Source organism: Balneicella halophila, from assembly GCF_003096835.1.
Classification (GTDB): Bacteria; Bacteroidota; Bacteroidia; order Bacteroidales; family Balneicellaceae; genus Balneicella; species Balneicella halophila.
The window spans coordinates 879,692-906,290 of sequence record NZ_QENZ01000003.1; the positions used below are offsets into that span (position 1 = coordinate 879,692).

At 34.9% G+C, this 26,599-nt stretch carries 23 protein-coding genes and 3 tRNA genes; 14 read left to right on the forward strand and 12 right to left on the reverse strand.

Annotated elements, in window-relative coordinates; all coding sequences use genetic code 11:
- Positions 1-13 precede the first annotated feature (13 nt).
- Positions 14-838 carry an outer membrane beta-barrel protein gene (locus C7377_RS03920; protein ID WP_116496005.1) on the reverse strand — a complete coding sequence of 275 codons (825 nt, stop codon included), beginning with the start codon at positions 836-838 and terminating at the stop codon, positions 14-16.
- 235 nt (positions 839-1,073) lie between these two features.
- Here C7377_RS03920 and C7377_RS03925 point away from each other — a divergent pair, with 235 nt between their 5' ends.
- From C7377_RS03925 to C7377_RS03935, 3 genes are all read left to right on the forward strand, one after another.
- Positions 1,074-2,108 carry a DUF6340 family protein gene (locus tag C7377_RS03925; protein ID WP_116496006.1) on the forward strand — a complete coding sequence of 345 codons (1,035 nt, stop codon included), beginning with the start codon at positions 1,074-1,076 and terminating at the stop codon, positions 2,106-2,108.
- Between the two features lie 6 nt (positions 2,109-2,114).
- Positions 2,115-5,252 (forward strand): UvrD-helicase domain-containing protein, encoded by a 3,138-nt coding sequence (locus tag C7377_RS03930; RefSeq protein ID WP_116496007.1) that lies wholly within the window; start codon positions 2,115-2,117, stop codon positions 5,250-5,252.
- Between the two features lie 78 nt (positions 5,253-5,330).
- Positions 5,331-5,816: a hypothetical protein gene (locus tag C7377_RS03935; protein ID WP_116496008.1), complete on the forward strand. Its 486-nt coding sequence runs from the start codon at positions 5,331-5,333 to the stop codon at positions 5,814-5,816.
- 186 nt (positions 5,817-6,002) lie between these two features.
- Here C7377_RS03935 and C7377_RS03940 read toward each other — a convergent pair whose 3' ends face one another.
- The 4 genes from C7377_RS03940 to C7377_RS03960 form a co-directional block, all read right to left on the reverse strand.
- A complete protein-coding gene (locus tag C7377_RS03940; RefSeq protein WP_116496009.1) occupies positions 6,003-6,623 on the reverse strand; it encodes a sensor histidine kinase in 621 nt (206 codons plus the stop codon).
- A 56-nt stretch (positions 6,624-6,679) separates the two neighbouring features.
- Complete coding sequence (locus tag C7377_RS03945; protein ID WP_133241457.1) at positions 6,680-7,327, reverse strand: PAS domain-containing protein; 648 nt, start codon at positions 7,325-7,327, stop codon at positions 6,680-6,682.
- Positions 7,328-7,331: 4 nt separating this feature from the next.
- Positions 7,332-8,096 carry a sigma-54 dependent transcriptional regulator gene (locus tag C7377_RS03950; protein ID WP_317045658.1) on the reverse strand — a complete coding sequence of 255 codons (765 nt, stop codon included), beginning with the start codon at positions 8,094-8,096 and terminating at the stop codon, positions 7,332-7,334.
- A 240-nt stretch (positions 8,097-8,336) separates the two neighbouring features.
- Positions 8,337-8,412, reverse strand: a tRNA-Pro gene (locus C7377_RS03960).
- 117 nt (positions 8,413-8,529) lie between these two features.
- On the opposite strand from C7377_RS03960, the gene C7377_RS03965 reads away from it, so the two are divergent.
- Positions 8,530-9,336 (forward strand): mechanosensitive ion channel family protein, encoded by an 807-nt coding sequence (locus tag C7377_RS03965; RefSeq protein WP_116496012.1) that lies wholly within the window; start codon positions 8,530-8,532, stop codon positions 9,334-9,336.
- A gap of 60 nt (positions 9,337-9,396) precedes the next feature.
- On the opposite strand, the gene C7377_RS03970 is transcribed toward C7377_RS03965, so the two are convergent.
- Complete coding sequence (locus C7377_RS03970; protein WP_116496013.1) at positions 9,397-10,593, reverse strand: protoporphyrinogen/coproporphyrinogen oxidase; 1,197 nt, start codon at positions 10,591-10,593, stop codon at positions 9,397-9,399.
- Between the two features lie 29 nt (positions 10,594-10,622).
- Entirely contained in the window at positions 10,623-11,591 is a 969-nt protein-coding gene (gldB, locus tag C7377_RS03975) for a gliding motility lipoprotein GldB (protein ID WP_116496014.1), read from the reverse strand.
- A 57-nt stretch (positions 11,592-11,648) separates the two neighbouring features.
- Here gldB and C7377_RS03980 point away from each other — a divergent pair, with 57 nt between their 5' ends.
- The 4 genes from C7377_RS03980 to C7377_RS03995 all read left to right on the forward strand — a co-directional run bounded on the left by C7377_RS03980 (position 11,649) and on the right by C7377_RS03995 (position 15,457).
- On the forward strand, positions 11,649-13,298 hold the full coding sequence (locus C7377_RS03980) for an NAD+ synthase (RefSeq protein WP_116496015.1): 1,650 nt from the start codon (positions 11,649-11,651) through the stop codon (positions 13,296-13,298).
- A 51-nt stretch (positions 13,299-13,349) separates the two neighbouring features.
- Entirely contained in the window at positions 13,350-14,066 is a 717-nt protein-coding gene (locus C7377_RS03985) for a Crp/Fnr family transcriptional regulator (protein WP_116496016.1), read from the forward strand.
- Between the two features lie 110 nt (positions 14,067-14,176).
- Entirely contained in the window at positions 14,177-14,644 is a 468-nt protein-coding gene (locus C7377_RS03990) for a Dps family protein (protein WP_207778403.1), read from the forward strand.
- Between the two features lie 93 nt (positions 14,645-14,737).
- On the forward strand, positions 14,738-15,457 hold the full coding sequence (locus tag C7377_RS03995) for a thioredoxin family protein (protein ID WP_116496018.1): 720 nt from the start codon (positions 14,738-14,740) through the stop codon (positions 15,455-15,457).
- 83 nt (positions 15,458-15,540) lie between these two features.
- Here C7377_RS03995 and htpG read toward each other — a convergent pair whose 3' ends face one another.
- The 4 genes from htpG to C7377_RS04015 all read right to left on the reverse strand — a co-directional run bounded on the left by htpG (position 15,541) and on the right by C7377_RS04015 (position 21,399).
- Entirely contained in the window at positions 15,541-17,577 is a 2,037-nt protein-coding gene (gene htpG / locus C7377_RS04000) for a molecular chaperone HtpG (RefSeq protein ID WP_116496019.1), read from the reverse strand.
- Positions 17,578-17,701: 124 nt separating this feature from the next.
- Positions 17,702-19,204, reverse strand: a complete 1,503-nt coding sequence (locus C7377_RS04005) for an NAD(P)H-hydrate dehydratase (RefSeq protein ID WP_116496020.1) — start codon at positions 19,202-19,204, stop codon at positions 17,702-17,704.
- 87 nt (positions 19,205-19,291) lie between these two features.
- On the reverse strand, positions 19,292-19,981 hold the full coding sequence (locus C7377_RS04010; RefSeq protein ID WP_116496021.1) for a response regulator transcription factor: 690 nt from the start codon (positions 19,979-19,981) through the stop codon (positions 19,292-19,294).
- A gap of 8 nt (positions 19,982-19,989) precedes the next feature.
- Positions 19,990-21,399, reverse strand: coding sequence for a sensor histidine kinase (locus C7377_RS04015; protein WP_116496022.1), 1,410 nt, complete (start codon positions 21,397-21,399; stop codon positions 19,990-19,992).
- 95 nt (positions 21,400-21,494) lie between these two features.
- On the opposite strand from C7377_RS04015, the gene C7377_RS04020 reads away from it, so the two are divergent.
- From C7377_RS04020 to C7377_RS04045, 6 genes are all read left to right on the forward strand, one after another.
- Positions 21,495-22,127, forward strand: coding sequence for a 7-carboxy-7-deazaguanine synthase QueE (locus C7377_RS04020; RefSeq protein WP_116496023.1), 633 nt, complete (start codon positions 21,495-21,497; stop codon positions 22,125-22,127).
- A gap of 131 nt (positions 22,128-22,258) precedes the next feature.
- Positions 22,259-22,331, forward strand: a tRNA-Lys gene (locus C7377_RS04025).
- A 35-nt stretch (positions 22,332-22,366) separates the two neighbouring features.
- Positions 22,367-22,439, forward strand: a tRNA-Lys gene (locus C7377_RS04030).
- Between the two features lie 129 nt (positions 22,440-22,568).
- The gene (locus tag C7377_RS04035; RefSeq protein WP_116496024.1) at positions 22,569-23,489 is read left to right on the forward strand and encodes an ABC transporter ATP-binding protein; all 921 of its coding nucleotides are present in this window, start codon (positions 22,569-22,571) and stop codon (positions 23,487-23,489) included.
- Positions 23,490-23,495: 6 nt separating this feature from the next.
- On the forward strand, positions 23,496-24,218 hold the full coding sequence (locus tag C7377_RS04040; RefSeq protein WP_133241458.1) for an ABC transporter permease: 723 nt from the start codon (positions 23,496-23,498) through the stop codon (positions 24,216-24,218).
- Positions 24,215-25,684 (forward strand): GldG family protein, encoded by a 1,470-nt coding sequence (locus C7377_RS04045; protein ID WP_116496026.1) that lies wholly within the window; start codon positions 24,215-24,217, stop codon positions 25,682-25,684. The genes C7377_RS04040 and C7377_RS04045 overlap by 4 nt, the downstream gene beginning before the upstream one ends.
- A gap of 8 nt (positions 25,685-25,692) precedes the next feature.
- Here the strand turns inward: C7377_RS04045 and miaA are convergent, their stop codons facing one another.
- Entirely contained in the window at positions 25,693-26,592 is a 900-nt protein-coding gene (gene miaA / locus C7377_RS04050) for a tRNA (adenosine(37)-N6)-dimethylallyltransferase MiaA (protein ID WP_116496027.1), read from the reverse strand.
- Positions 26,593-26,599: the final 7 nt, after the last annotated feature.

The window sequence follows — 26,599 nt, forward strand, 5'->3', positions numbered from 1 at the left end:
GGAGTTTTTTCGTTTAGATATGAATACCGATAATAAATGGAGTTAATTCAGGACCTTTATTCTTTTCAAACAAATCAATCAATGAATAATTGAAAAACAAATGAATTCCTTGATAGCCTATACGGAATTGTGCGTCAAATTTGAAATCTTTTAAGTTGAAATTATCACGATTTTTGGCTTTCTCCCAGCCACTATTTTCTTTATATTTTATCTTGGTACGTGATGATAATCTGAAACCGCCCTCAACACCTGCACTCACATGTATTCTTCTGTTATGTGCATCAGGAAATTGCACCTCAAATAAAAGTGGTGCCGTAACATAAAGAATATGTAATTTAGATTTCTTTAATTTTCTGTATGTTAGTGGTTTAGGTTGTATGACACCGTCAATATTTTCTATTGTGTAGTCATTTTCAAATCTAAAATTTTTACTTTCAAGTCCAAGTCCGGTGACAAAACCCATATTGTTTTTGTGTTTTTGAATACCAAGGTCATATTGTATTAGGTTTAATCTAACAGCTGCAGATTTTATAGTACGTAAATCCATGAAATCCTTTATTTCATAATTGCTATAATCTTCATTTGCGAAGCCATTTAGTCCAAGCTCCAAGCCAGACCAGTTTCCATGGAAGTTGTTCTGATCATATTTATTCCCATAGCAGACTTTAACATTGTTATCACTTATTCTTACTTCCACACCCACTGCATGAATCTTTGTAGTATCAGTATTGTTTTTTGTTCCTGAGTTTGATTTTTTACTTTTATCCATGGATGTTTCCTGTTGTGCACACAGCGTAGTTGATACAATTAAACAAATTAGAATTAGAATGTTTCTCATGGTTCATGTTTTTTATTAGTTATGTTTATTTTGACGTACCCCCAAAAGCAAAGGTTACACAAAAATCCGAAATTTTTAGTGAAAAACTTACATACAGCCACATGCTTTCAGGGTTAATGATAACTATTGCATTATTTTTGCTTAAAATTTAATTGTACTATTTCTTTGCAGTTGTAGAGGAAGCATGTCGGATATATTGTTAAATTTGTAAGTAGGATCAAAAAATATAACTATTATGAAAAAGGTATTTTTACTCTGTGTTTTTCTGTTAATTAGTATAACACTAGCGTTTCCTGCTGGAGTGCTAACCTATGAGATATTAAGACCAGCCTCAGATCCTCTCCCCAAAGACGTGAAAACTTTGGCATTTGTTTATCGTAATTACAATTTTAAAGCAGATAGTATTACGCACTTTTATAAATATAATGATGAGACTTTTGTAGACAATGAAGATTACACCAAGCTTATTGCAGAATCTGCGTATTGGGGATTTCGTGCTACAGTCGAGGAGCATTATTCTTTAGATACGATACCTTTTGTCATGCTGGATGAAACTGAAGGAGATTCATTGCGTACTATTCCACCACTTACATGGGATAAAGTGAATTTGATTTGTGCAGAAAATAAATCAGATGTACTCGTTTCCTTAGATGATATTACCATATTTAATAACTACGAAACGTGGTTTGATGGAGAAAAATACAACGGCGTAGCTGATATTTCTTCTTTTCACCGATGGACTGTATATGATCCATTAACGGAGGTTTATCTTTTTGAGGAGGCAGAATTAGATAGTTTGCAGGCGTTTGAAACAGATTATTATCTAGAACAGTTAGTAAAGTCAAGACTTCCACATCGTGAAGAAATCATGAAAGTAGTTGCTTTTTCTATTGGTGAGGCTTTAGGTAAAAAATTAGCACCGTATTGGGAGACTGTTTATAGAGAATATTATGACAGTGGCACTCGAGAGATGCGTGAAGCAGCAAAAAAAGTTAGAGAAGAAAAATGGGATGAAGCTCTTCAAATATGGGCAGAAATACAAACGAATGCTCCCGACAAACATAAAGCTAGGGCTGCATTTAATATGGCGATTGTCCACGAGCGTTTAGGACTTCTTACCCAAGCTTTGATAGATATCCAGGTAAGTATAAATTTTTATAAGAATATTAAAAAGCTCGAGAAAGAAAGAGAATTGGCTGAAACTCTCAAAGAAGTTTTACAAAGGCGAAAGAGTGAGGTTGAGCAACTAAAAGCTCAGAATGTAGAATAAACGATTATGACGCAGCTTTCTGTATATAAAGCCTCTGCAGGTTCAGGAAAAACCTTTCGGCTCACGATTGAATATTTAAAAATAATCTTAGCAAATCCATCTCATTATAAAAAGATTCTCGCAATAACTTTTACCAATAAGGCTACTGCTGAGATGAAAAAACGGATTCTTGAACAACTTCATGAATTGTCAGTAGGTAAAGCAACACCCTATCAAACTATTTTAGCGGAGGAGCTATCATTGTCATCAGTTGCAATACAAGATAGAGCGAAACAAGCAGAACAATACATATTGCATGACTACAGTCGCTTTTCAGTGATGACTATTGATGCCTTTTTCCAGTCAATTCTTAAAGCATTCGCCAAAGAGCTTGGTGTATCGTATAACTATAATGTTGAGTTAGATACAGATCGGATCAAACGTCTGGCTGTTGAACGAATGTTTAATGAATTGGATGAAAATAAGACCTTAAGAGGTTGGCTGATGTCCTATGTGGAGTCGAAGATTCAAGATGGTAAATCATGGAACATCACGAATGATATCTTAACCCTCTCGAAGGAATTATTTCAAGAAGAAATTTTCCTTATTGCTAAGGATAATAAATTGTCTCAATGGAATGATAAACAATTTATTGCGAATTTTTCGAAGAAATTGAATGCGCATATTTATTCTTACGAGAATGCTATGAAGGAAATTGCGTCTTCAGCTTTGGAATTAATAGCCTCACAAGGTTTAACTGTCGATGATTTTAAACATAAAAAAAGCGGAGTTGTTGGTTTTATAAAAAAAATAGCTGACGGGAATATGGAACCAGAGCTAAGCTCTCGTAGTTTGAATGCTATAGATAATTCAGAGGGCTGGTATAGTAATACTTTATCTAATGATAAAAAACAGAGAATAGAGGCAATTTATCCGCAACTAAATGATCAACTAAAACAAATACAAGACTTCATAGAAAACAAAGCAAAAATCTATCAAAGCTGTGTGTTGGTAAGGAATAATCTTTATATGATGGGAATCTTTTCGGATATTGCCAAGCATATTCATGAGGTTTTGCAGGAAGAGGAAAAAATATTGCTTTCTGAAAGCAATAAATTGCTATATGAAATGATAGCAACGAATGAGGTGCCTTTTATCTATGAAAAAACAGGGAATCAATACTTATATTTTTTGTGGGACGAGTTTCAAGACACTTCGCAGATGCAATGGCACAACTTAAAACCACTTCTAGCTAATGCTTTAGCTGAAGGCAATCCCTGCCTAATTGTTGGAGATATAAAACAAGCCATATATCGTTGGCGAAATAGTGATTGGCAAATCATGGATACGCAGGTAGCGAGAGAATTCCCAGAACTCACTACAGTGTCGTTGCAAAAGAACTGGCGAAGCGCTACTCGTGTGATTGAGTTTAATAATATGATATTCAGTGAGCTACCTCGACTTTTACAACAGAAACTAGAATTGGACGATAGTAAGATAGTCTCACTCTACAGTGATGTACAACAACAATTTGCTAAAGAAGATGATGCTCGTGAAGGTTTTGTAAACTTTTCATATTTTGAAAACTCAGAAGACTTGACTGACGAGGAACTGATGTTGAAACAATTACCTGAGTGGATTGAAAGATTGCAAGAGGAAGGGGTTCGAGCAGAAGACATTGTTTTTCTTGTTCGTAAAAATAAGGAAGCTGTTGCTATTGCTGATTATTTTGCCAAATTAGAAGCTCGTAAATTTGGTATCAATTACAATGTCGTTTCAGAATATGCACTACTCTTAGAAAATGCCTTTGTAGTGAAAGTGCTGATTCATGCGCTTTATTTCTTCCAGACGCAGGAGAGGTACTTTGAAGTATTTTTGGAGCAATCAGTCCCTTATTTACCGGATGGTGAAACAAGTGTGTATAACTGGAAGGAATATGTTGCTGCAGGACAATATGCCATCTCTTTAGATTCCCTCATCCAAAAAATCATTCGTATTTTCAAATTACATCTGTTAGGTGCTGAGCAATTATACTTAATGGCTTTTGAAGAGTTTCTAGCCAATTATTTAGACAGCCAAAATGGTAATTTGAGTGATTTTCTACTCAGTTGGGAAGATAAAAAATCCTCCCTTTCAGTCACTGCGGGTGATCGTGTTCAAGCGATGCGCGTTATGACGGTACATAAGGCAAAAGGTTTGGAATTTCATACAGTCATTTTACCCTTTGTCCACAAAAATTTGAACGAGTACCAAAACGGAGAAGCCTTTTGGCAAGAATCAGCTACAGAACCGCTGAAAGGTGTTGGGGAATTATTAATTCCATTCACAAGAGGTAAACTTTTAAACAGTACCTTTGCTGATGCATTTAAAGAAGAGATGTGTAAGAGATATATTGATGAGTTAAATGTCTTCTACGTAGCTACCACACGTGCCGTAAATAATTTAATTATATTAGCTCCTGAGAAAATCACTGCTAAAGGTGAGGAGAGTGGTGTGCGCATCACCAAACTTCTCTATGACCAGCTCCAGAGTCAAGCAAAAAAAGATTCTTGGACATATACACAGAATGATGCAATGGAAGAATGGAGCTATGGAGAGTTAGTAAGTTCCCAAGGAATAGAAGAGATACAAAAAGATAAAATTTATCATCACAATCAGTTCTTTTATCAAGACTTTTTAGAACGATTTTCTCTACGTATCAAAGCAATAGATGATGCTAAACGGGATACAGTTGATGCTCATACACCAACTGAAGATGGCAAGATCTGGCATCAATTACTTGAAGGAGTAAAGTATATTGATGACGTACCTATAGAAATAAGGAAAGCCTATTATTCAGGATTAATTACTTCAAATGCGATTCCAAACTATAAAAGACATTTAACGGAGCTACTTCAAAGAAAAACGATTCATGAATATTTTACGAAAAAATATGAAGTTTTGAATGAAAGACCTTTTTGGATGGAAGGTAGTGCCTATGTGCCAGATAGAGTGGTGTATAACGATGAGGAAGTTGTTGTTATTGATTATAAGTTTGGTGAAACCCAGCAGTCAAGTCATAGAAAGCAAGTTGAGAGGTATTTATCCTTTTTTGAGAAAAAAGGTTTTAAAAATAGAAAAGGCTTTCTGATTTATGGAGTTTTTTCTGAAATTGTACAAGTTTAGCGCTTGTTGGCATAAAAATTGTTATCATTGTTTTTAAGTATTTTTTAAAACAACAAATTAATTTAAAAACTGTAACACATGAAAAAAATTGCTGTAATTTTAGGAGTATTAGCATTGGTATTCTTTGCTTCTTGTAACAACAAAGAAAATGAACTTAGCGAAGAATCTAGAAAAGCTATCGAGGATGCAAAAGCTCAAGTTGAAGTAGTAAAAGGAGAATTATCAGAAGCTGAAAGAAAACTAGCTGAAGCTAAAAATGCAACTTATGATTCTGAGGAATTAAAAGACCAAGCTGTTGCGAATGCAGAAGAGGTTGTTCGAATCACTGAAAATAAGCTTGAAGAAGCTAAGAGAAAAGTTCATGCTGAGGTTGAAAAAGCTGGTGAAGCTGGAAAAGATTTAATTGATGAGTCTGAGTACAAACTTAAAAAAGCTGGTGAAGACATTAAAGATGCAGCTAAAGATGCTGGTGATGCTATCGAAAGAGGTGCAGAAAAAACTGGTGATGCTATTAAAGAAGGAGCTAAAAAAACTGAAGAAAAAGCAAAAGAGATTTTTAACTAATCATCTTTTTTAAAGTTTAATATATGAAAATCCTTGCTTGGTAAAGCAGGGATTTTTTTTATGAATTACTAAGTTGTAACGACAAACTACTAAAACAATTCTATTTTCATAAGCTCATTCTAAGTTTAGAATCACTCCTTTCATCTGTTACACTCTTAATTTATTATTAATTGATTCCATAATTTATTATAATTCGAGAACAAACTGACTGCCTTGCCCTACTTCTGAAACTACGCTGTTAGTACCACCGTGGTTACGCATAATCTGACGAGAGAGGCTTAATCCTATGCCGGAACCATTCTCTTTTGTAGTGAAAAAAGGAATGAAAATTTGCTCCAATAGTTCTTTTGATATACCGCAACCATTATCCGCTACAATTAGTTGAGATTTATTGTTTTTATTTAGTTGAGCAATAATTTTTATCGTTGGGTTTTTAACCTTGTTCAATGCGTGGGTAGCATTTTTTATTAGGTTAAGAAGAACTTGTGATATTTGTCCCTCGTCTGCGTCTATTGTTAAGTTTTCTGGAGTTATTTCGTATTTAAAGTTTATTTTTTCATCCTCTACCAATAAAAGGAGATGCTCTATGAATGGCTTTGCTGCAATGGTTTTTAGTACAGGTGCAGAAACTTTAGTTTGTTTTCGATAAGATTCTACAAAATGAATTAACCCGACACCTCTTTCTTTGATAACCTCTAAACCTTTAATTGTATTTTCCGTAATTTTCGGTGTGATAGGCTCTTTAGGAGATGTGTAATAATTTAATAAAGTATCACTTAAGGAAGTTGTTGGCGTGATGGAGTTCATTATTTTGTGATTGAGTACACGGATTAATTTTAACCACGCTTCTATTTCTTTAGCATCTAATTCATTGCGTTGTCCTGAATAGAAACCAAGGTAAAGGACGTATTCCGCGTCTCAAAATTCGTAGCTTGTAGCGTAAGTTGGGTGGTGGTATTATTGTGCGTTAATTTGACCAATTGGCGGTTTCCCTCGCTGAGCATTTTAAACGCCTGATACAGATTTTCATCAATACATTTTAGTTGAACGATGTGCGTAAGCGTATTATAATTCAACAGTTTTTTGGCTTCCGTATTGGCTTGTAAAATGTTGCCGTTAGCATTGAGGACAACAATTCCCGTCGTAACTTGTTCCAAAAGAGCTGCAAAATATTGGTCTTGCTCTCGGTTTCTCAATTTCGCTTCTTGGATTAGTAAATTAATGCGATTTAAGCTCTTGTGTAATTCGCGAAGTGAGGAATTATTTACTTTTTCAGAAAAATATAAGGTAGAGTCTTCATTTTCTACAGCATTAAAAAAGTAGGCTATCTTTTGGTGAATTTTATCGAAAGCCGTAATAATTTGGTAGGCAGAAATAAGAAGAGCAATACCAACTAACAACATGAGTGTGGGAGAATATTCATTGTTATACAACCACACTTCTAATCCTGAAAAGATGATAAGCAATAAAATATTTATGGCGATACGAGTATGTGAGGAGTGAGTGGACATAGTTTTAAAGTTCGTATTTTTTAATTTTATTATATAAGGTTTGACGAGTAATGCCAAGCTCCGTTGCCACTGCACTAAGGTTGTTGTCGTTGCGTTGCAGACACTGTGCAATCATTTTACGCTCCATTTCTTCGAGGGTAGTCGTAGGCACTTCTATAATTTCGCCAGATGGGTTGAGGAGTAAATCTTCCGGAGTGATTTGCAGACCATCATTGAGGATAACGGCTTTTTCTATGGTGTGTTGCAATTCTCGGACATTGCCCGGCCATTGGTTTTTTGATAGTTTTTCTAAAGCTTCGGCATTTATTTTCAATTTGGGTTTGTTGTATTTGAGGGCATATTTCTCTAAAAAGAATTTCGCCAAAAGAGGAATATCGCTACTTCTGTGACGCAATGCAGGAACCTCTATTTGTATTGTGTTGATGCGATATAGTAACTCCTCACGGAATTTACCTTGTTTTACCAAATCCGGTAAATTGGCATTGGTGGCACAGACCAAACGAATGTCGATAGGGATTTTTTTGTTGGAGCCTACTCGCACAATCTCACGAGTTTGTAAAGCCGTGAGGAGCTTTGCTTGTAGCGGTAGAGATAGGTTCGCTATTTCGTCTAAAAACAAGGTACTGCCTTTTGCCAATTCAAATTTTCCCATTCTGTCCTCTTTCGCATCGGTAAAGGCTCCTTTGACGTGTCCGAATAATTCACTTTCAAATAATGTTTCGGAAAGTGCTCCCATATCAACGCGAACGAGAAGCTCCCTATTTCTCAAAGAATTGCACCGCGAGGGAATGACGATTATCCAAGTAACTCATAATGATAAATTTGCAATCTATGGTGAACGCATCGTGAAACTGGAAGATGGAAGGATAATGGGGTAAAGAAAAGCTTTTGATATGTTGTTTATGGCTTGTTTTAATCTCCTATAAATTGCGAAAATTGTAAATGGGAGGGGTTATGTAATAATTCAAAAGCTATGTAAAAGCTTGTGTTCTTTTTGTTTTTTACTAAGTCGGGATGACTGGATTCGAACCAGCGACCCCACGCCCCCCAGACGTGTACTCTAAACCGGACTGAGCTACATCCCGAACTTGTTTTATTATCAAGAAATGACTGCAAATATATAGTTTTTTTTGGTAACAAAAGCGTATTGTAATAATCTTGAGATTCTTTTATATTTGCGGTATAATTAAAAAAAGACATTTATGGATTATCTTGAAACTATCAAAGAGATGGCTGTTCAGTATGCACCAAAGGTACTGGGAGCGTTACTTACCTTAGTCATTGGGTTTTGGCTGGCAAATGTATTGAAAAGATTGGCAATAAAACAGATGGAGAAACACAATGTTGCAGCCGGTGTTATAACTTTTATGGGCAGTTTTATTGGTATTATCCTAAAGGTACTGGTATTGCTAAGTGCGGCAAGCTTGTTCGGTTTTGAGGTAACATCCTTTATCGCTATTTTTAGTGCCTTTGCGTTTGCTATTGGAATGGCGCTACAGGGCAATCTGAGCCACATGGCGTCAGGGGTATTGATCTTATTTTTCAAACCGTTTAGAGTAGGTGACTTTATCGTAACCCAGGGGCATTCAGGAACGGTTAAGGAGATTCAAATATTTAATACCATACTCACAACTTTAGATAATAGAATTATCATAATTCCTAATGGAGCGGTTATGAGTGGTCCTATTGAGAATCTCACAACAAATCCTATGCGTAAAGTGCCTATGGTGTTTGGAATTGGCTATCCTGATGATATTGACCAAGCAAAACAGGTGATTAAAAAAGTTGTGGATTCCTGCCCTCATGTAGATCATGAACAGCCTGTTGATATTTTAGTAACAGAATTAGCAGATAGTTCTGTAAATATCGCTGTACGTCCTTGGTGTAAAACCGAAGATTATTGGAATGTGCATTTTTATATGCAGGAGCATATTAAGAAGGAATTTGACAAAGCCGGAATTGGCATCCCTTTCCCACAAATGGATGTACACCTTAACAAAGCAGAATAACACATTTAAACTATGAAAATGTAAAAAGGGTTGCTGATTTATTTATTGGTAATCCTTTTTTTATGCTTTGCTAATATAGCGAAGTGCTTCTTCTTTTGAACGCAATAGACAATCTTCTAAACTCAACCCTTGAAAATAATTTCCCGTTACATAGATGTTTTCTAAAGATGCTATTTCTTCAGTCATTGCTTCTAGTAACTCCTCGTGTCCTTTTCTAAGTTGGGGGAGGTAATTATTCTTATATTTCTCTTGAAGAATGCTGTTGGGTGTTATGTTAAGTTCCTCGCAAAGTAAAGTCCGCAAGTCATTGGCAGTAAGATTTCCCTGAGAATGAATAGAAAATCCTCTGTAATTTTCATTGGATACAATGTCTCTAGAAACAATTGAGGTGTATTTCTCTGTCGGAGTAAGTAGTCCAGCAAACGTTCTTAAGCTCTGAATTTGTTTTTTATCAACAATGATTCCTAATGAACTCACTCCCTGATAAGAAATTTGATCCAAAATACTTGATAGTGTTGGGGCTAATTCTTTGGTGAGATTTACAACAGCATCTGCATGGCAAGCAAAAGCTATATTTGGGCAGGAGAAGGTACTATTCGCTGTTTGGATATCAAATTCTTTTTTGTTTTTGGTAATTTTTTCAGCCTTAGAGTTAGTAATAACAGTGATGTTCGGATGTTGTTGTAATCCATCAGTGAAAGTTTGCAATCCTTTGGAGAAAGTAAAACTGCGTGGGTAGGCTTTGTTGCGTGTATTTCTGCGCTTTAGGAAAAATGCAACAGGATAATTGTCAGCACTTTGGCACAGTACAGCTTTGAAAAAATGTCTGGCAAAGTTGTTATAATTTTTTTTGCCTAAGATGGGAGCATAATATTCCCGAACACTTTTCCCTTCTTTTTTAGAACCTAATATTTTAGGAAGATTAAAAAATAATTCTCCAAAATTTAAAGGCTTAGTCAACTTTTGTATTCCATTAGAGGTTGAAAAGAAATATTTCTGTTTTTCACGTTCTTTTAGCTGATTTTTTACAGAAGTTTGTTCTAGTAATTCTATAAATGTGACATAGGAATTGTAGGCGGTATGTGCCCCTAAATCAATTGTGTAATCATCATGAGTAAAGCTTTCGACAGCGCCGCCTACTCGTTTTGTTTTGTCCAAAACAAGCACTTTTCTGTCCATATTTGCCAGCATATAAGCTAAAGAAAGCCCGCTGATGCCTCCACCAATAATTGTGATATCATATTTTGAAATTTCCATATTCTTTTTATCAATTTGAAGTTAATAAACTACTCAGGATTATAAGCTGATAGTTCTAAAATGTCTGAGTAATCTGTATTGTCAAGTAGCTCGGTTAAGTTTGTTTGCGTATTGTCCATATAGTCTTTTACAATCTGAAAGCCTATCCACACGCCTGTTTGCCCGGGTGATTCTGTAGGAAATCCCTTAGTAAACGGAGCAGGATCTATATACGATCTTATCGTACGGTAATCAGATGAGAATAAATGTTGATGTTCTACTAAGTAACTCCACATCATCGCTTCGTTTGCCTCACACCACAGCTCTTGTTCGGGAGTATAGTTTAGAAAAAAAGCAAGAGATTTTTTTGGAAATAATTCTTTTAATACATAATAAACTTTTCCTTGATAAATCATTGTAGATAGCAGATTATCAGTAGCATTAGTTGGGTTCACTTTTTGAAAAAGGAGCATCTTCATAATGTCAACAGGAATCTTATTAGGAAACATGCCTTCTCGCAGGTATTGATAAACACCTAATTGGTCATAATAATTACTCTTTCCTAAATAATTCTCTAAGCTTATAGAAATAATATTCCCGTTAGTAATGATAGATTCATTAAATCCTGAAAAATGTGTGTATAATTTTGGAATACTGTCATTGGGGAAATAAGATATGTAGTTACCTAAGGCTAAAGCCAATTGCTTCTCAACGCTATCCATAGTGCGAAACACCACTCTTACACTATCATAAATAGGTGATTTATAAGTGTTTTTAAATTCCTGGAAATAAGCAACAGTGGTGCTGTCGCCAGCTTGCCCTACTTTGATAATTTTCTCCAAATAAAAAGGTGTAAAAGCAGGATAATCTGCTACAAGTTCATTGATGTTTTTAGAAAAAACAGCCTCATCAAACCGCTGAAATTCTACAAGCACTTCAGGATGCTGTTTTGAATTGCATGCACTCAATAGAACGATTAAGCACAAAAATGGTATCCAGGTTTGTTTTTCTTTACACATAGAAGATATTTGCTTATTTTTGTTTCCAATAGCAAAACTACATTATAATTGAGAGAAATGAAAATAGCATTAGCCCAGTTGAATTATCATATTGGTAATTTCCAAAAAAATGCAAAGAAAATTATTGATCATATCCATAAAGCAAAGGAAAACCGAGCAGATTTAGTTGTTTTTTCTGAGCTTGCAGTTTGCGGTTACCCACCACAAGACTTGCTGGAACGCAGTGATTTTGTAGAGGATACTTTTGCATGTTTAGATTCAATAAGGAAGGAAGTTAAGGATATAGCCGTCATTATAGGTGCCCCTTCTTTAAACCCTAATTCAAAAGGAAAAAACTTATACAACTCGGCATATTTTATTGAGAATGAGAAAATTCAGTTGGTGCAACATAAAACATTACTGCCTGATTATGATGTTTTTGATGAATGCCGATATTTTGAGCCTAATGATAAGTTTCATACTATTAAATACAAAGGATATCGGATTGCTTTGACGATATGCGAAGATTTGTGGGACAAGCTACCTCAACAAAATAATTTTGCAAAAACAGAGCTCTATACAACATCCCCTTTGAAAAGATTAATGAAGGACAATCCAGATATTGTAATAAATATTGCTGCATCCCCATTTTCGTATGATCGTGATGATACCCGCACAACTATTCTTGGCGACGTGTGCAAAAAGTACGGAGTACCTCTGGTTTATGTTAATCAAGTTGGAGCACATGCTGAGCTGATTTTCGATGGAGATTCTAGAGTATTTAGTGACAAAGGAGAGGTGAAGCTACAGCTCCCGTCCTTTGAGGAAGATTTTCAAATTTTTGATTTTGAAAAAATACATGAGATTGACACCTTACCCCTACAGAAAACAAACGACATGGAATTGATTCATGATGGTTTGGTTTTAGGAGTAAAAGATTACTTTGCAAAAAATGGATTCAAGAAAGCCTTGATAGGACTTTCAGGTGGGATTGATTCTGCCGTTACTTTTGTGATAGTGCAACGAGCTTTGGGTAGTGAAAATGTGCATGCTATTCTAATGCCTTCCGAATTTTCTTCAGATCATTCAGTAGATGATGCAAAGAAGTTAGCTGAAAATGTTGATGTTTCTTACGACATTATTTCTATAAAAAAATCGTATGATGCTGTTGTAAATACGATGACGCCGGTATTTAAAGATTTACCATTCAATGTAGCTGAAGAAAATATACAAGCTCGTCTTAGAGGTCTTATTTTGATGGCATACTCGAATAAATTCGCGCATTTAGTGCTGAATACTTCCAACAAGAGCGAGATGGCTGTTGGCTATGGTACTTTATATGGAGATATGGCAGGTGCTTTGTCTGTATTGGGTGATGTCTATAAAACCAAAGTGTTTGAACTGGCAAGATATATGAATAAAGATGGAGAAGTAGTCCCTGAGCATACTATTGTAAAACCACCTTCAGCAGAGTTGCGTCCTAATCAGAAAGATTCCGATTCGCTTCCTGATTATGATTTATTGGATAAAATTCTTTATCGATTTATTGAACAAAATGCTTCAATAGAAGATATTTTACAAGAAGGATTTGCTGAAGATGTTGTACGTCGTGTGATTCGTTTAGTCAATTTGAATGAATATAAACGATACCAAGCAGCACCAGTTTTGCGCGTAACAACCAAATCTTTTGGTATTGGGCGTAGAATCCCGTTGGTTCATAAGTTTTGATATACTCGATTATTTGATTATTTTTGTTATGAAATAACCTAGCTAAAAAAGATGATTGTAGAAAATAAGGAGTTCCATTCTAGAATTTGCGTGGATGCTTTAGAAAATGCTAAATCAGTATTTTCTCCATTAAGTTCAGAAGAAAAACAGTTGCTTTTAGAACAAATGATCGCTCATGAATTTAAAAAAGGTGAGGTCATATATAGAGTAGGAGAAAAACCAGACGGAGTATTGTATTTGGTGCATGGTAAAGCTAAGATTGCTAAAGCAGGAATAGGCGGTAGAGAACAAATTGTAAGGATGGCAGGTGTTCATTCTTTTATCGGTTATCGGGCTCTCTTTGCAGAAGAAGAATCCTATGCTTCTGCTACAACATTAGAGGAAACATTTTTAGTGCAATTGCCTTTCGAGACAGTAGTCTCAGTAATACGTTCTAATTCGGACTTTGCTCTAGCTTTATTAAAATCTTTTGCAACAGATTTGCGTTTTGCTGAAAATCGTACAGTTACACTTACTCAAAAACACATTAGAGGTAGATTAGCAGAATCTTTGTTATTGCTTCACAAAGAGTATGGCGTAGGCGATGATGAACAAACTTTACAAGTTTTATTATCAAGAGAAGATGTAGCTAAGTTTTCAAATATGACACCATCCAATGCAATCAGGACATTATCAGCCTTTGCGCAAGAAGGAGTTATTGCTTTAGAAGGTAGAGCTATTAAGATTCTAAATATAGATGAACTTGAACGAATTAGTCGATTAGGTTAATTTATATAAGAAATGTTTTTATAGATTTTATTTATTTGATTTATGCGCAGTTGTTTGCTATATTTGTAGTAATAACATTTAGAAATAATAACTAATAAAAACAAATAAAAATGAGTACAATTGGATTAAGTAAAGAGACTAGTGTAAAAGTTGCTGATAGTTTGAATGAACTTCTTGCAGATTATCATATTTTCTATATGAATGTAAGAGGTTTTCACTGGAACATTAAAGGTCATAAATTTTTCGTTCTTCATGAGAAATTTGAAGAGCTTTATGATGATTTGTTTGAGAAAATTGATGAGGTAGCTGAGCGTGTATTAACTCTTGGTCAATCACCTAAGCATGCTTACTCTAATTACTTAAAAGTGTCAAAAGTAAAAGAAGCAACTGATATTAGTGATGCTGAAGGAACAGTAAGTTCTATTTTAGACAGCTTTGAGGTTATCATTGAAAAACAACGTGAGATTCTTGATTTAACTGACGAACTTGAAGACGAAGGAACAAACGCACTTATGAGTGACTACATTAGCGAACAAGAGAAATTAGTTTGGATGTATTCATCTTTCTTAGGAAAATAATCTTAATTAAATAACTATAAAAATCCCTTTTAGTATTGTGCTAAAAGGGATTTTTTTACTTTTAGGGAATATTAACTAATTCCTTTAAGAGTCATGAAAAAAATTATACTGTTTTTTATTGTAATCGTATTAAGTATAACATCGGTATTTGCAAAAATCAATTGGGTTACAGATATGCAAATGGCTAAAGCTATGGCTTTGGCTGAGAATAAATTACTTGTAATTGATTTCTGGGCAATATGGTGTGGACCATGTAGTAAAATGGATTCTGAGTTCTGGTCTACAGACAAGGTTAAAGATTTTGAGAATAATATGATTTTCTTAAAAGTTGATATTGATACCGAAACTCAACTAGCCCAAAAATACGGTGTTAGAGGAATTCCCTATGTGGTTGTTGCAGATGTTGCAGAAAATAAGATTTGGGAAAATGTAGGTTATAATGGACCAAGTTCTTTTTCTGAGATTTTCAATAGCATTCCAGCTAATGTAGAAAGCGTCAACAAAGTTGCTTCACCTTTTTTAAAGGACACTGATTCAGATGTTGATTACATTAATATGGGCAAAGCATATACAGATCTAGCACAGGATATTGAAAATAGTGAACTGAAATCTAAATTCTTCAATATGAGTAATAGAATGTATAAGAAAGCACGTAAGGGAGATTATTCAGATGAGGCTGAATTAAGAATTCTTTTAAATAAAGCGTATCGAGGACATACAAAAAAGTTAATGAAAAAAGTAAACAAAATAAAAGTAACACCTGAGAATAAAGAGTTGCGGAATTTTGTAATCAATTATATTCAAAATAATTGAGAATATTATTGGTTTTGCTAATAAAAAAAAGCCTTTCTATATATCAATAGAAAGGCTTTTAGTGTTTGTTCTTATTTAATAAATTATTTAATCATTCCTACGCTTCGTTTAACAAATGCGGCTAAATCTTCTCCTTTAAGCATATTGTTTGATAAGAGGGCAAGGTCAGTTAATTGCTTTACTAACTCATTATCCTTACCAAAATTACTTAGCAATTCTTCTTTTTGTTTTCGTTCACTGCTTAATTTCTCCGTTAATTTTTCTCGCTTGTCTTTCTTAACTTCGTCAGCATCTTTAGACTCATCTATAGCCTTTTCTTCTGCTTCCAGTTTTGCAATTTTTTCATTAAAAGGAGTAATCTCTCCTTCTAATTTCTCTTCTTTATCTTTTATAATTCGTTTTACTAATTCATGGTCTGTATTTACAATAAGAGTGTAAGAGTCAGGCATTTCTCCGTAGAAATTCATTCCACCACCACCCATAGCGGACATATCTTTCATACGACGCATAAATTCTGCTTGAGTTATCAATACCGGTTGTGCATTTTCACCCAAGGCTTCAAAGTTTACCATATAATTTATCTTTTCACTTTGCAGTGGAGCACTGAAAATTGGTGCTAAGTCAGTACGTTCTTGTTCGGTGAGTGAGCTTTCAGTTGTTTCATCTTTTACTATCAACTTATTTACGACATCTGCATCTACGCGAGTATAGCGTTTATTGCTATCCTTTTGCTCTAAGAAGTTAATAAAATGCGTGTCTAATTGCCCGTCCATTAGCAATACATCATAGCCTTTATCTTTTGCTACTTGGATGTAGCTGTATTGTGCATCTTTATCTTGAGAGTACAAGAAAATAACATTATTATCCTTGTCAGTTTGATTCTCTTTCACAAGATTTTCATATTCCTCAAGTGTAAAATATTTTCCTTCGATGTTTTCCAATAAGAAGAATGGTTTTGCTCGCTCAGCAAATTTCTCATCAGTTAGCATGCCGTATTGCACGAAGATGCGTAAGTCATTCCACTTTTCTTCAAATGAAGCACGGTCATTTTTAAATAAATCATGCAGGCTGTCAGCCACTTTTTTGGTAATGTGATTTGATATTTTTCTTACATTACTGTCACTTTGCAGATAGGAACGTGAAACGTTTAGTGGTATATCAGGCGAATCAATAACACCGTGAAGTAGTGTTAAGAATTCTGGAACAATATCTTCTACGGAATCCGTCACAAAAACTTGGTTGGAGTAGAGCTGGATTTTGTTCTTCTGAATCTCCATATTGTTCTTAATCTTAGGGAAATAAAGAATTCCGGTAAGATTAAATGGATAATCTACGTTCAAGTGAATATGAAACATAGGATTTTCTGCAAATGGATACAGTTGATGATAGAATGCATCATAATCCTCCTGTTTTAAATCTGCAGGAGCCTTTGTCCATGTTGGGTTAGTATCATTAACGATAAGAACTTCATCAGTTTCAATTTCTTTACCGTCTTTCCAGTCTTTCTTTTTTCCAAATGCAATTGGAATAGGAAGAAATTTACAGTATTTATTCAATAATTCTTTGATGCGTGGCTCTTCCAAGAATTCTTTTTCATCCTCAGAAATATGCATAATAATATCAGTACCGCGCTCAGTTTTAGTTCCTTTTTTCAGCGTGTACTCAGGAGTTCCATCACAAGTCCAATGTGCAGGCTCTGCACCTTCTTGATAGGAAAGTGTTTGAATCTCTACCTGGTCTGATACCATAAATGATGAATAAAAACCTAAACCAAAGTGACCAATAATAGCATTTGCTTTATCCTTATATTTATCTAAAAATTCTTCAGCACCGGAAAATGCAATTTGGTTAATATATTTTTTTATTTCATCTTTAGTCATTCCGATACCTTTATCGGAAATTGTTAGGGTTTTTGCCTCTTTGTCGAGTTTTACCTCAATTGTAGTATCGCCAATCTCGCCTTTATATTGCCCAGTAGATGCAAGAGTGTTTAGTTTTTGAGTAGCATCAACTGCGTTAGCAATAATTTCACGTAAAAAAATGTCGTGATTCGAGTATAAAAACTTTTTGATAATCGGGAACAAGTCTTGACTTGTAACTCCTATTTTTCCTTTAGCCATAATGCTTATATTTTTAGTTATTTATTTTTTTCTGATTACGGCTGATAAGAAGACAAAAAAAATACCAATAGATGAAGACTGCCATATCGACAGAATATGTGACAGGCTTATAACGGTTGGCGTTTTACTCTTGCAATTCTAATATTACATCAGACAGATAGTCGGCGATAAGTGAGGCGGTAAAGGTTTCTGGTGCGTGATTTGTTGTGTAAATTTCCGCTGTACGACCGTGAATATAAACTCCAAAACAACTTGCCTCTCTCGGAGAATATCCTTGTGCCAATAATCCTGTGATAATGCCAGTAAGTACGTCTCCGCTACCTGCTGTGGCAAGTGCATTATTCCCCGTACTGTTAAAGTAAAATGCTTCCTTTGTGGCTGTTAAAGTGTATGCACCTTTCACAACAAGGATAATGGAATATTTTTCCACAAAAATTTTTATTTTTTCCAATTTCTCGTAATCATTATCCCATTTGCCGATAAGACGTTCCAATTCTTTCGGATGTGGCGTTAAAATACTATTCTTTGGCAATAGCGTGAGCAATTCTTTATTTAGAGCTAAGCAATTCAACGCATCTGCATCTACAACTAAAGGTGTTTTGTTGTTTTGTAGAAACTTTTTAAATCCGGCTAGTGTTAGGTCTGAAGTGCCCATTCCTGGACCTATCTCTATAACGGTTGCATTTATTGTGGGAGTAAAGTCAGCCAATTCAATTTCATGGTCAGTCTCAGCCATAACTTCTGGTAGAGCAGTTTGCATTATTGTGTAGCCACATTTTGGAATGTAGGCAGTAACCAAGCCACTACCAATTTTAAGTGCAGCTTTTGCTGAAAGGGTAGGAGCTCCTATTTTACCATAACTTCCCCCGATTATTAGGCTGTGTCCATAGGTTCCTTTGTGTGCCCATTTGTCGTTGCGAGCTTTGTAAGTGGCTTTGGCTTCCTGAGCTGTAAAATAGTGATATTTTGTAGGAAGTTTATTGATAAATGATGTGTTGAGTTTAATGTCAAGAATTGTCCAATCTTTTATAAAATTTTTATTGTCCGGAAGGAAAAATGCCAATTTAGGAACTTGAAAAGTAAGGGTATGGTGAGCTTTAATTACTGAATCTTTTGCTGTTACAGATTTTCCAGAAAATAGACCTGAAGGAATGTCAATAGCGATTACCGTAGCTTTGGCTTCATTAATGTACTGAATTAAGTTCTTTGAAAGACCCTCTGGAGCTCTATTGAGTCCATTTCCGAATATCGCATCAATAATGAGGTCTCTTGGAGAGAGCTTTGGCAAATCTTCTTGTTTTTCGATGAAAACAATCTTTGCGCAAACATCATCTAACCTTTTTAAATTGATTGAAAACTCTTCAGTTTGCTTGTTGCCAAGAGGAAGAATAAATGTCTTAACACTGAAACCTTTATTTTTTAGTAATCGTGCAATAACCAATCCATCTCCACCATTGTTGCCTGTCCCGCAAAATACTTTAACTGACTTTGTATTTTCAAAATTTGAGGAAATCCACTCAAAACATTTTGTGGCAGCTCGCTCCATGAGATTAACTGGGGATATAGGCTCATTCTTTATAGTATAATGATCAGCTTCAGCAATTTGCTTGGGAGATAATATTTTCATAGTTTAAAGACATTCAATTTATAAAAAAAGGAAATAGTTGCCTGTACAAACAATATTTCCTCTTCCAATAATTTCCTGTGGTTTCTTTTACATAATTAATTTGTAACCTTTGCCGTGCACGTTTATAATTTCAACACCTTCTTCTTGTTTTAGGTGCTTTCGGAGTTTTGTAATATAAACATCCATGCTTCGTGCATTGAAATAGTTATCATCGTCCCAAATCGCTTTTAAAGCAATATTTCGCTCCATCACTCTATTTGCATTGATAGCGAGCATACGTAACAATTCAGACTCTTTTGTTGTAAGTTTTATGATAGTTCCATCTTCCTGAGTCATAATTTGTTTTTCAGGATTGAATTTTAAAGAACCAATTTGAAATTCCTTAGGAGCATCTTGTTCCATAGGTTTTATACGACGGAGTATGGCTTCTATTCTAAGTAAAAGCTCCTCCATGCTAAATGGTTTTGTGATATAATCATCAGCTCCTAACTTTAGTCCTTCCAAAATATCCTCTTTTAAAGATTTTGCAGTAAGAAAAATAATTGGAATATCACTATTAACTTTCTTAATATCTTGTGCTAAGGTAAATCCATCTTTGTGTGGCATCATTACATCGAAAATGCATATGTCAAAAGGCTCTTTAAGGAATGCATCATAAGCAATATTTCCATCCTCACATAAAGTTGTTTCAAAGCCCTTCGCAATGAGATATTCTCTCAATAACATTCCTAAGTTTGCATCGTCTTCTGCTAATAATATTCTTGCTTTTGTAGTCATAATTTCTGTTATTTCTTAATCGGTAATGTAATGGTGAATTTACTGCCTTTTTGTGGCATACTTTCTACCTCTATTGTTCCTTTATGAGCTTCAATAACTTTCTTTACATAAGAAAGTCCAAGTCCAAAACCTTTGATATTATGAACATTCCCGGTATGTACTCTATAGAACCTTTCAAATATCATCTTTTGATCTTCTTTCGCAATTCCTATGCCATTATCAGCAATGCTCAATACAACATGCCCATTTTTATTTTCTGTTGATATCGTTATCTCTGGGGATTCCTCAGAGTACTTCATGGCATTGTCTAAAAGATTAGCAATTACGTTGCTAATGTGCACTTCATCACCTATGATTTCATTTAAATCTGGAGATAAATGTGTAGTAACCGTACCTCCTTGTTTTTCTATGCTGATCTTAACGTTAGGTATATGTTTTTCAACCAAGGAATTCAGCTGAATGGTTTTCAGTTTTAACTTCATTTCAACCTCATCAAATACAGCCATTTGCAGTATTTTTTCTACTTGAAAACTTAAGCGCTTGCTTTCATCGGAAATCATAGAAGAATAACGATTTACACTCTCTTGGGTATTATTTAGTGTTTGATCCTTAAGCATCTGTGAGGCAAGAGAAATTGTTGAAATGGGGGTTTTAAATTCATGGGTCATATTGTTGATGAAGTCATTCTTAATCTTTGACACTTTCTTTTGACGGAAAATAATATATATCGTGAAAGCTGAGCATAACATGAGTATTAGAATCAGAATACTTGCAGGAATAATAAAACGCAGAATATCATCAGAATAGAAATCATTTGGGCTTGTTAAGTGAATAATAAGCAAGCTTTGCGGTTTCGTTATTGAAGATATTTCATTCGGGAATAATACTTTTGAATGTCTTTCCTTACTAGTTTCATTACTATTCTTCAAAAAGTTTTTAGACATATAATTATATGTACCTGCAGTTTTTATAGCATACTCAAAATCTAAAAAAATGTTATTCTCTATGAGTGATTCTGATATATAGTTTCGTAGTTCTTCAAAATCTATACGTTCTTCGATTGGTCGTTGTGCAAAGTTGAAAAAGGTATTCATCATATCTAATGATGATGTCTTAACAAAATCCTCTTTTATGTAAATAGAGCTATTTGTTTTTTGTAATTTGTAACTATTTCTATAGGAAGAAATAGAGAGGTTTTGTTGCTTTTGGTTTTGTTCTGTGTAAAAAAGAATACGTAATTCCCGTTCCTTTTGCTCCAATTTGTTCATGACACTATTGAGTGCTATATTCACACTCATGTCTAATTGCTCTTTCTTTAACTTGCGAGCATTTTGAAAAAACCAAGCTTGCAAAATAATAAGAGACAGCAACGCAACTCCTAAAATAATACTAACTATCCAAATGTATCGCTTCTTCATTAATACAAAGTTAAAAAAAGACTTGATATACCATTTCTGGCTTAACAATCTTTAACAGGAAATAGATTTGAAGCTAAAAAGTGTACTTTTGCACCATGAAAGAACAGATAGCACAGATTGAAGCAGGAAAAGCACTTCCCTTGGTGGAGGAGTTTTATACCATTCAAGGTGAGGGGTTTCATACAGGGAAAGCAGCTTATTTCATTAGGATAGGTGGTTGTGATATAGGTTGTAGATGGTGCGATAGCAAAATCACTTGGAGTGCAGCTATGCATGGGGCAAAAAGCATAGAGGATATCGTTCATAAAGTCTTAGCAACTCCGGCAAAATCTGTAGTAGTCACAGGTGGTGAGCCAACTTTATATAATTTAAATCCTCTGACTAGCTTGCTGAAAAAGCACCAAGTAAAAACTTTTTTAGAAACTTCAGGCGCGTATGATATCAGTGGTGATTGGGATTGGATATGCTTGTCACCAAAAACGAACAAACATCCGAAGTTGTCTTCTTTATCTAAAGCGAATGAGCTCAAAGTTATTATTTATAATTTTGAAGAAGATATTGCTTGGGCTGAATTACAAGCCCGAAAAGTAACTAATGATTGTAAGCTGTATTTGCAACCAGAATGGAGTAGGTTTAAAAAAAACATAGACGATATCGTTAATTATGTGAAGACCAATCCACAATGGGAACTTTCCTTGCAAAGTCATAAATTTGCAGGTGTTCCTTAATATGTTGTTTATTAGCTGTTTAGTGGTCTTTAGGTAGGTTTTTTCATAACAATTAGGTGTTTTTTTTGTGATTTTAAAAATAAGAACCTATCTTTGCAACGCTTTTTACAAAGGCATTTTTTGTTTTTAAGGATTCCGTAGCTCAGCTGGTAGAGCACTTGACTTTTAATCAAGGGGTCCTGGGTTCGAACCCCAGCGGGATCACAAATTTATACTAAATAAATGTTTTTTGTTTTAAGGATTCCGTAGCTCAGCTGGTAGAGCACTTGACTTTTAATCAAGGGGTCCTGGGTTCGAACCCCAGCGGGATCACAAAGAAACTATCTCTTGTAAATTAAGAGGTAGTTTTTTTGTTTCTATAGCTAATATTATTGCCGACTATTAGTTCTTTTTATCCCACGAAAGTCTATGATTGCTACATTTTGCTAACTTTGTAAGGGTATGGAAATTCTGGTAAAAGATATCTATAAAAGTTTTAAAGGGATTGAGTGTATCAGTGACGTTAGCTTTACCGCCTACGCTAATGAGATTGTGGGTGTACTAGCTCCACGAGGAAGTGGTAAAACTTTACTGTTAAATTTATTGAGTCATAAAAGCCTTCCTGATGCTGGAACAATAGAATTTATAATTGATGAGAAACCCTTAACTAATAAAGATATTCCCCAAAATGTAGGATATTTAGATGCAGATAATCCACTATATCCTTATATGACTGCTTATGATTATCTTACGTTTTCTGCAAGTTTCTATAAACTCCCAAGCTATTTGCGTAGAGATAGAGTGAGGAATTTAATTAAAATTTGTGGTATCTCTCATTGGAAACATAAACTGGTCTCTGAACTTTCAAAAGGGCAGAAGCAAAGATTGGGTATTGCACAGGCTATGATTCATAATCCTGCATTTTTACTCTTAGACGAACCTGTCAGTGGTTTGGATCCGAAACAGTCGGAACAATTGTATGAGTTGATAAGAGAGTTTGGGAAAGAACGTACGATTATTCTTACATCAAGCCGTATGCGCGATATGGAGAATATGTGTGATACTATGCTCGTTTTGTCTAACGGTAAAGTGCTGGCTAAGGGCACGGTAGAGGAATTGCAACAAGAAGTTGCCAATAGCAGTATTTTAAAAATAGAAATAAAGGCTACTGATAGTACACGGGTATATGAAGCACTGCAACAAATAGATTACATACAGATTGTGAAATACAAAGGGTTTAGTTTTGATATCCATACAACTCATGAAGATCGATTTGCTAGAGAACTCTTCAATATATGTGTTGATAATAATTGGTATATTAGACGCTTAGTGGCTGCCGAAAAAACTTTGGAAGATACGTTTAAACAGTTGAGAAAGAATTAAAACAAGGTGAAAGCGATTTTGAATATAACGAGGAAGGAATTACGACGGTGGTTGTCTATGCCATCATTTTATATTCTTTTAGGTCTTTTTTTAATGTCTGTAGGTTTGTACACATGGTTTTTCCATGCACAAGATTCTTTTTTCGATATTGAAAGAGTATTTCCTGCATCTTTAGGTGCTATCTATTGGGGATTAGCCATATTCGCACCTATATTGTCAACAGGTGTTATTATGGAGGAAAAAAAGACAAATATGTTCAAAGTTCTGTTGGTGAAGCCCATTAGTGTTAGAAAAATTGTTGTTGGTAAATTGGGAGCTATAGTTGTTGTCCTTGCGATCTTTTTAGTATTGAGTTCGTTACATTATCTAAGCATTCTATCAATATCAGCGATAAACTTTCATTATGTTGCTAGAAATTATTTATTTTTATGTTTACTAGGTATTGCATATGCATCGATTAGTATGTCTGTTGCATCATTTTTTTATCATTATTGGAAGAGTTATTTGTTCTCTTACTTAATAATATTTTTTGTTCATTTTTTTGCGAATCTATTAGGTAGTTTAAGCATAGCTGAGGTTCAGATTATCTTCAATTATATTGGATTGTATGCTCACTTCGATTATTTCCTTTCAGGAGGTTTTGCTTTGAGTACATGTGTGTATTTGCTTTCAATAACTACTATTGGAACCGCTATTACTATTTATAAATTAGGTCGAGATAACTCATGAAATTAAAACGAAGATATAGACTTATTTTATTGATTAGTGCAGTAGTTATAGTCAATGTATTTGTATACACTTATGATTACAAAACACCCAGCACAAAGGAAGAAGTCTATGAGCTTGATGAGGCTTCTTTGCGCATATTAGACTTAGTAGATGATCCCATAATTATAACATTTTATAAGTCTGATAATCTTAATCCTTTAGAAAAACGACTCGCAGGAAATATTGAGAAGACCTTACAGGCATACAAAAATGCTACTGATATTCCGATACATATTGAAGTTGTAAATCCTTATGAGAGCTTGGAGGTGGAACTTGAAGCTACGAACTCTGGAATCAAACCGATTGAGATAAAAGAAAGCAACAATGCACTTAGGAAAATCTTCCTTGGATTGATTATTCAAGAAGGAAACAGGACAGAAGTGCTACCGCAAATCATGCCACGCATGAGTACTGAATATTTGGTGTCATCCAGCTTGAGAAAATTGACGGAGAAAGGTCGTCGTAGGATTGCTTTGATTCAAGGTCACGGAGAATCTGAGCTTTCAGATATGTCAGGAATTGAAAAGCGCTTACGTCCAAACTATGACTTAGTCCCTGTTAAAATGCAATCAAAAATAGATTTAAGTGACTATGAATCAGTAGTAATCGTTGGACCTTCATTCAAGTACAGTGATACGGAGCTGGATCAATTAGACGAGTTTTTAGATGAAGGGAAAAGCATTTTTATTGCGTTAGACAGAGTAGAATATGATGCAGAAGAAAACGAAGGTTATAAAATAAACACTCGGATAGAAGAATGGTTGGTACGTAAAGGAGTAATCATTCAAAGTGATTTTATCGTTGACAATTCCTGTAGTAATGTAAGGGTGGAACCCATGGCACCTGCTATTGCTTTTCCTTATTTTCCTCAAATTACCAATTTCCCTCGTCATGTTTCCACTATAGGTGTAGGGGTGGTTGCGTTACGTTTTGCAAGTTCTATTGAATCTATAGATAAGAAAGGGATTCAATTTACGCCATTGGCAGTAACTTCCGAAGTTTCTGGAAAAAAGTCGTTACCGTTGAGTATAAATATGAAGCACGAATGGACTAAAGCAGATTATCTGTTTCCTAGACAAGTTGTAGCAGGCTTGCTCGAAGGTCGCTTAGGCGCTAATGCTGAAAATGATTCTAAGATTGCAGTTATTTCTGATGCCGATGTCGTTTTAGGAGATGAGAACTTACGTGAATTAGATAATCACTTGTTTGTGGCTAATATTATTGATTGGCTTTCTGACTATTCTGGCTTAGCATCAATAAAGCACAGAGGCATAGGTGAAGAATCCAAAGAGCCAGAAGTAGAGGTGAGTGCAATTAAAAAGTATTTAAACATACTTCTGCCTGTTGCAATTATAGGTCTAGTTGCTTTATTTTTCTTTTATCGTAGAAAATTGCATGTCGATAAACTTAGGACTTCAGATTTTTAGTCCTTTAGTTATTTCCAAAGTTGAGTGACCTCAGCTACTTTTTCTTCAGTTGATAGATTTCCATCTAACCAGTGTATAGCTATGCCTTTACGCTCCATTCTTCGGAACCAGGTCATTTGTCGTTTAGCAAATCTATGAATTGCAGTATTCAACTGACTAACCATTTCATCATAAGACAGTTGGTGGGTGAGATAGAGTGTGATGTATTTATACTCTAAACCATAGTATATTAAGTCGTTAGGGTTTACTCCGCTATCAATTAGATTCTTAACTTCATCAACCATACCTTCTTCAAGTCTTGCATGAAGTCGTTTGGTGATACGTTCTCTACGTTGCTTCACATCAAATTTTATCCCAACAATTAGTGGGTTTAAGGTTATTTTTTCAATCTTTTGTTGAGGATGTTCGCTTTCATAGGTAGCAATTTCTAGAGCACGAATGGTTCGCTTTTTAGTGCTGGTATCTGTGGTATTATGCAGGGTTTTGTGTTTCTTTAATAATTCAACGAGTTCTTCCAAAGACTTTTCTTCTAACTCTTTTCGGAGAGCTTTGTTTTCAGGTACTGCTTGCATTTCATAATTTTCTAAGACAGCCTCCAAATAAAGCCCACTTCCACCACATAATATAGGCAGTTTATCTTTTGCTGTTACTTCTTTAAAAGCTATCTGAAAATCCTGTTGGTATTCGAACACATTATATTTGTATCCAGCAGGATGGATGTCAATTAAATGAAAAGGAATCTCTCCATATTCTTCCAAATCTTTTCCTGTGCCTATATTCATTGCACGATATATCTGTCGGGAGTCCGCACTGATAATTTCACCGGAGAAATAACGAGCCAATGCTACTGCCAAGTTGGTTTTTCCTGTCGCAGTAGCACCTAAAACACAAAGCAAATTGTAACTCATAGAAGAA

What these genes read in the sequence shown, in the direction of transcription:
- C7377_RS04005 (WP_116496020.1), bottom strand. Translation starts at nt 19,204, where the DNA reads ATGAAAATATTATCTCCCAAGCAAATTGCTGAAGCTGATCATTATACT.
- C7377_RS03990 (WP_207778403.1), top strand. Translation starts at nt 14,177, where the DNA reads ATGAGTACAATTGGATTAAGTAAAGAGACTAGTGTAAAAGTTGCTGAT.
- C7377_RS03985 (WP_116496016.1), top strand. Translation starts at nt 13,350, where the DNA reads ATGATTGTAGAAAATAAGGAGTTCCATTCTAGAATTTGCGTGGATGCT.
- C7377_RS03925 (WP_116496006.1), top strand. Translation starts at nt 1,074, where the DNA reads ATGAAAAAGGTATTTTTACTCTGTGTTTTTCTGTTAATTAGTATAACA.
- C7377_RS03940 (WP_116496009.1), bottom strand. Translation starts at nt 6,623, where the DNA reads ATGAACTCCATCACGCCAACAACTTCCTTAAGTGATACTTTATTAAAT.
- C7377_RS03935 (WP_116496008.1), top strand. Translation starts at nt 5,331, where the DNA reads ATGAAAAAAATTGCTGTAATTTTAGGAGTATTAGCATTGGTATTCTTT.
- C7377_RS03930 (WP_116496007.1), top strand. Translation starts at nt 2,115, where the DNA reads ATGACGCAGCTTTCTGTATATAAAGCCTCTGCAGGTTCAGGAAAAACC.
- C7377_RS04035 (WP_116496024.1), top strand. Translation starts at nt 22,569, where the DNA reads ATGGAAATTCTGGTAAAAGATATCTATAAAAGTTTTAAAGGGATTGAG.
- C7377_RS03945 (WP_133241457.1), bottom strand. Translation starts at nt 7,327, where the DNA reads ATGTCCACTCACTCCTCACATACTCGTATCGCCATAAATATTTTATTG.
- C7377_RS04010 (WP_116496021.1), bottom strand. Translation starts at nt 19,981, where the DNA reads ATGACTACAAAAGCAAGAATATTATTAGCAGAAGACGATGCAAACTTA.
- C7377_RS04045 (WP_116496026.1), top strand. Translation starts at nt 24,215, where the DNA reads ATGAAATTAAAACGAAGATATAGACTTATTTTATTGATTAGTGCAGTA.
- C7377_RS04020 (WP_116496023.1), top strand. Translation starts at nt 21,495, where the DNA reads ATGAAAGAACAGATAGCACAGATTGAAGCAGGAAAAGCACTTCCCTTG.
- C7377_RS04015 (WP_116496022.1), bottom strand. Translation starts at nt 21,399, where the DNA reads ATGAAGAAGCGATACATTTGGATAGTTAGTATTATTTTAGGAGTTGCG.
- C7377_RS03995 (WP_116496018.1), top strand. Translation starts at nt 14,738, where the DNA reads ATGAAAAAAATTATACTGTTTTTTATTGTAATCGTATTAAGTATAACA.
- gldB (WP_116496014.1), bottom strand. Translation starts at nt 11,591, where the DNA reads ATGTGTAAAGAAAAACAAACCTGGATACCATTTTTGTGCTTAATCGTT.
- C7377_RS03970 (WP_116496013.1), bottom strand. Translation starts at nt 10,593, where the DNA reads ATGGAAATTTCAAAATATGATATCACAATTATTGGTGGAGGCATCAGC.
- C7377_RS03980 (WP_116496015.1), top strand. Translation starts at nt 11,649, where the DNA reads ATGAAAATAGCATTAGCCCAGTTGAATTATCATATTGGTAATTTCCAA.
- htpG (WP_116496019.1), bottom strand. Translation starts at nt 17,577, where the DNA reads ATGGCTAAAGGAAAAATAGGAGTTACAAGTCAAGACTTGTTCCCGATT.
- C7377_RS03965 (WP_116496012.1), top strand. Translation starts at nt 8,530, where the DNA reads ATGGATTATCTTGAAACTATCAAAGAGATGGCTGTTCAGTATGCACCA.
- miaA (WP_116496027.1), bottom strand. Translation starts at nt 26,592, where the DNA reads ATGAGTTACAATTTGCTTTGTGTTTTAGGTGCTACTGCGACAGGAAAA.
- C7377_RS03920 (WP_116496005.1), bottom strand. Translation starts at nt 838, where the DNA reads ATGAGAAACATTCTAATTCTAATTTGTTTAATTGTATCAACTACGCTG.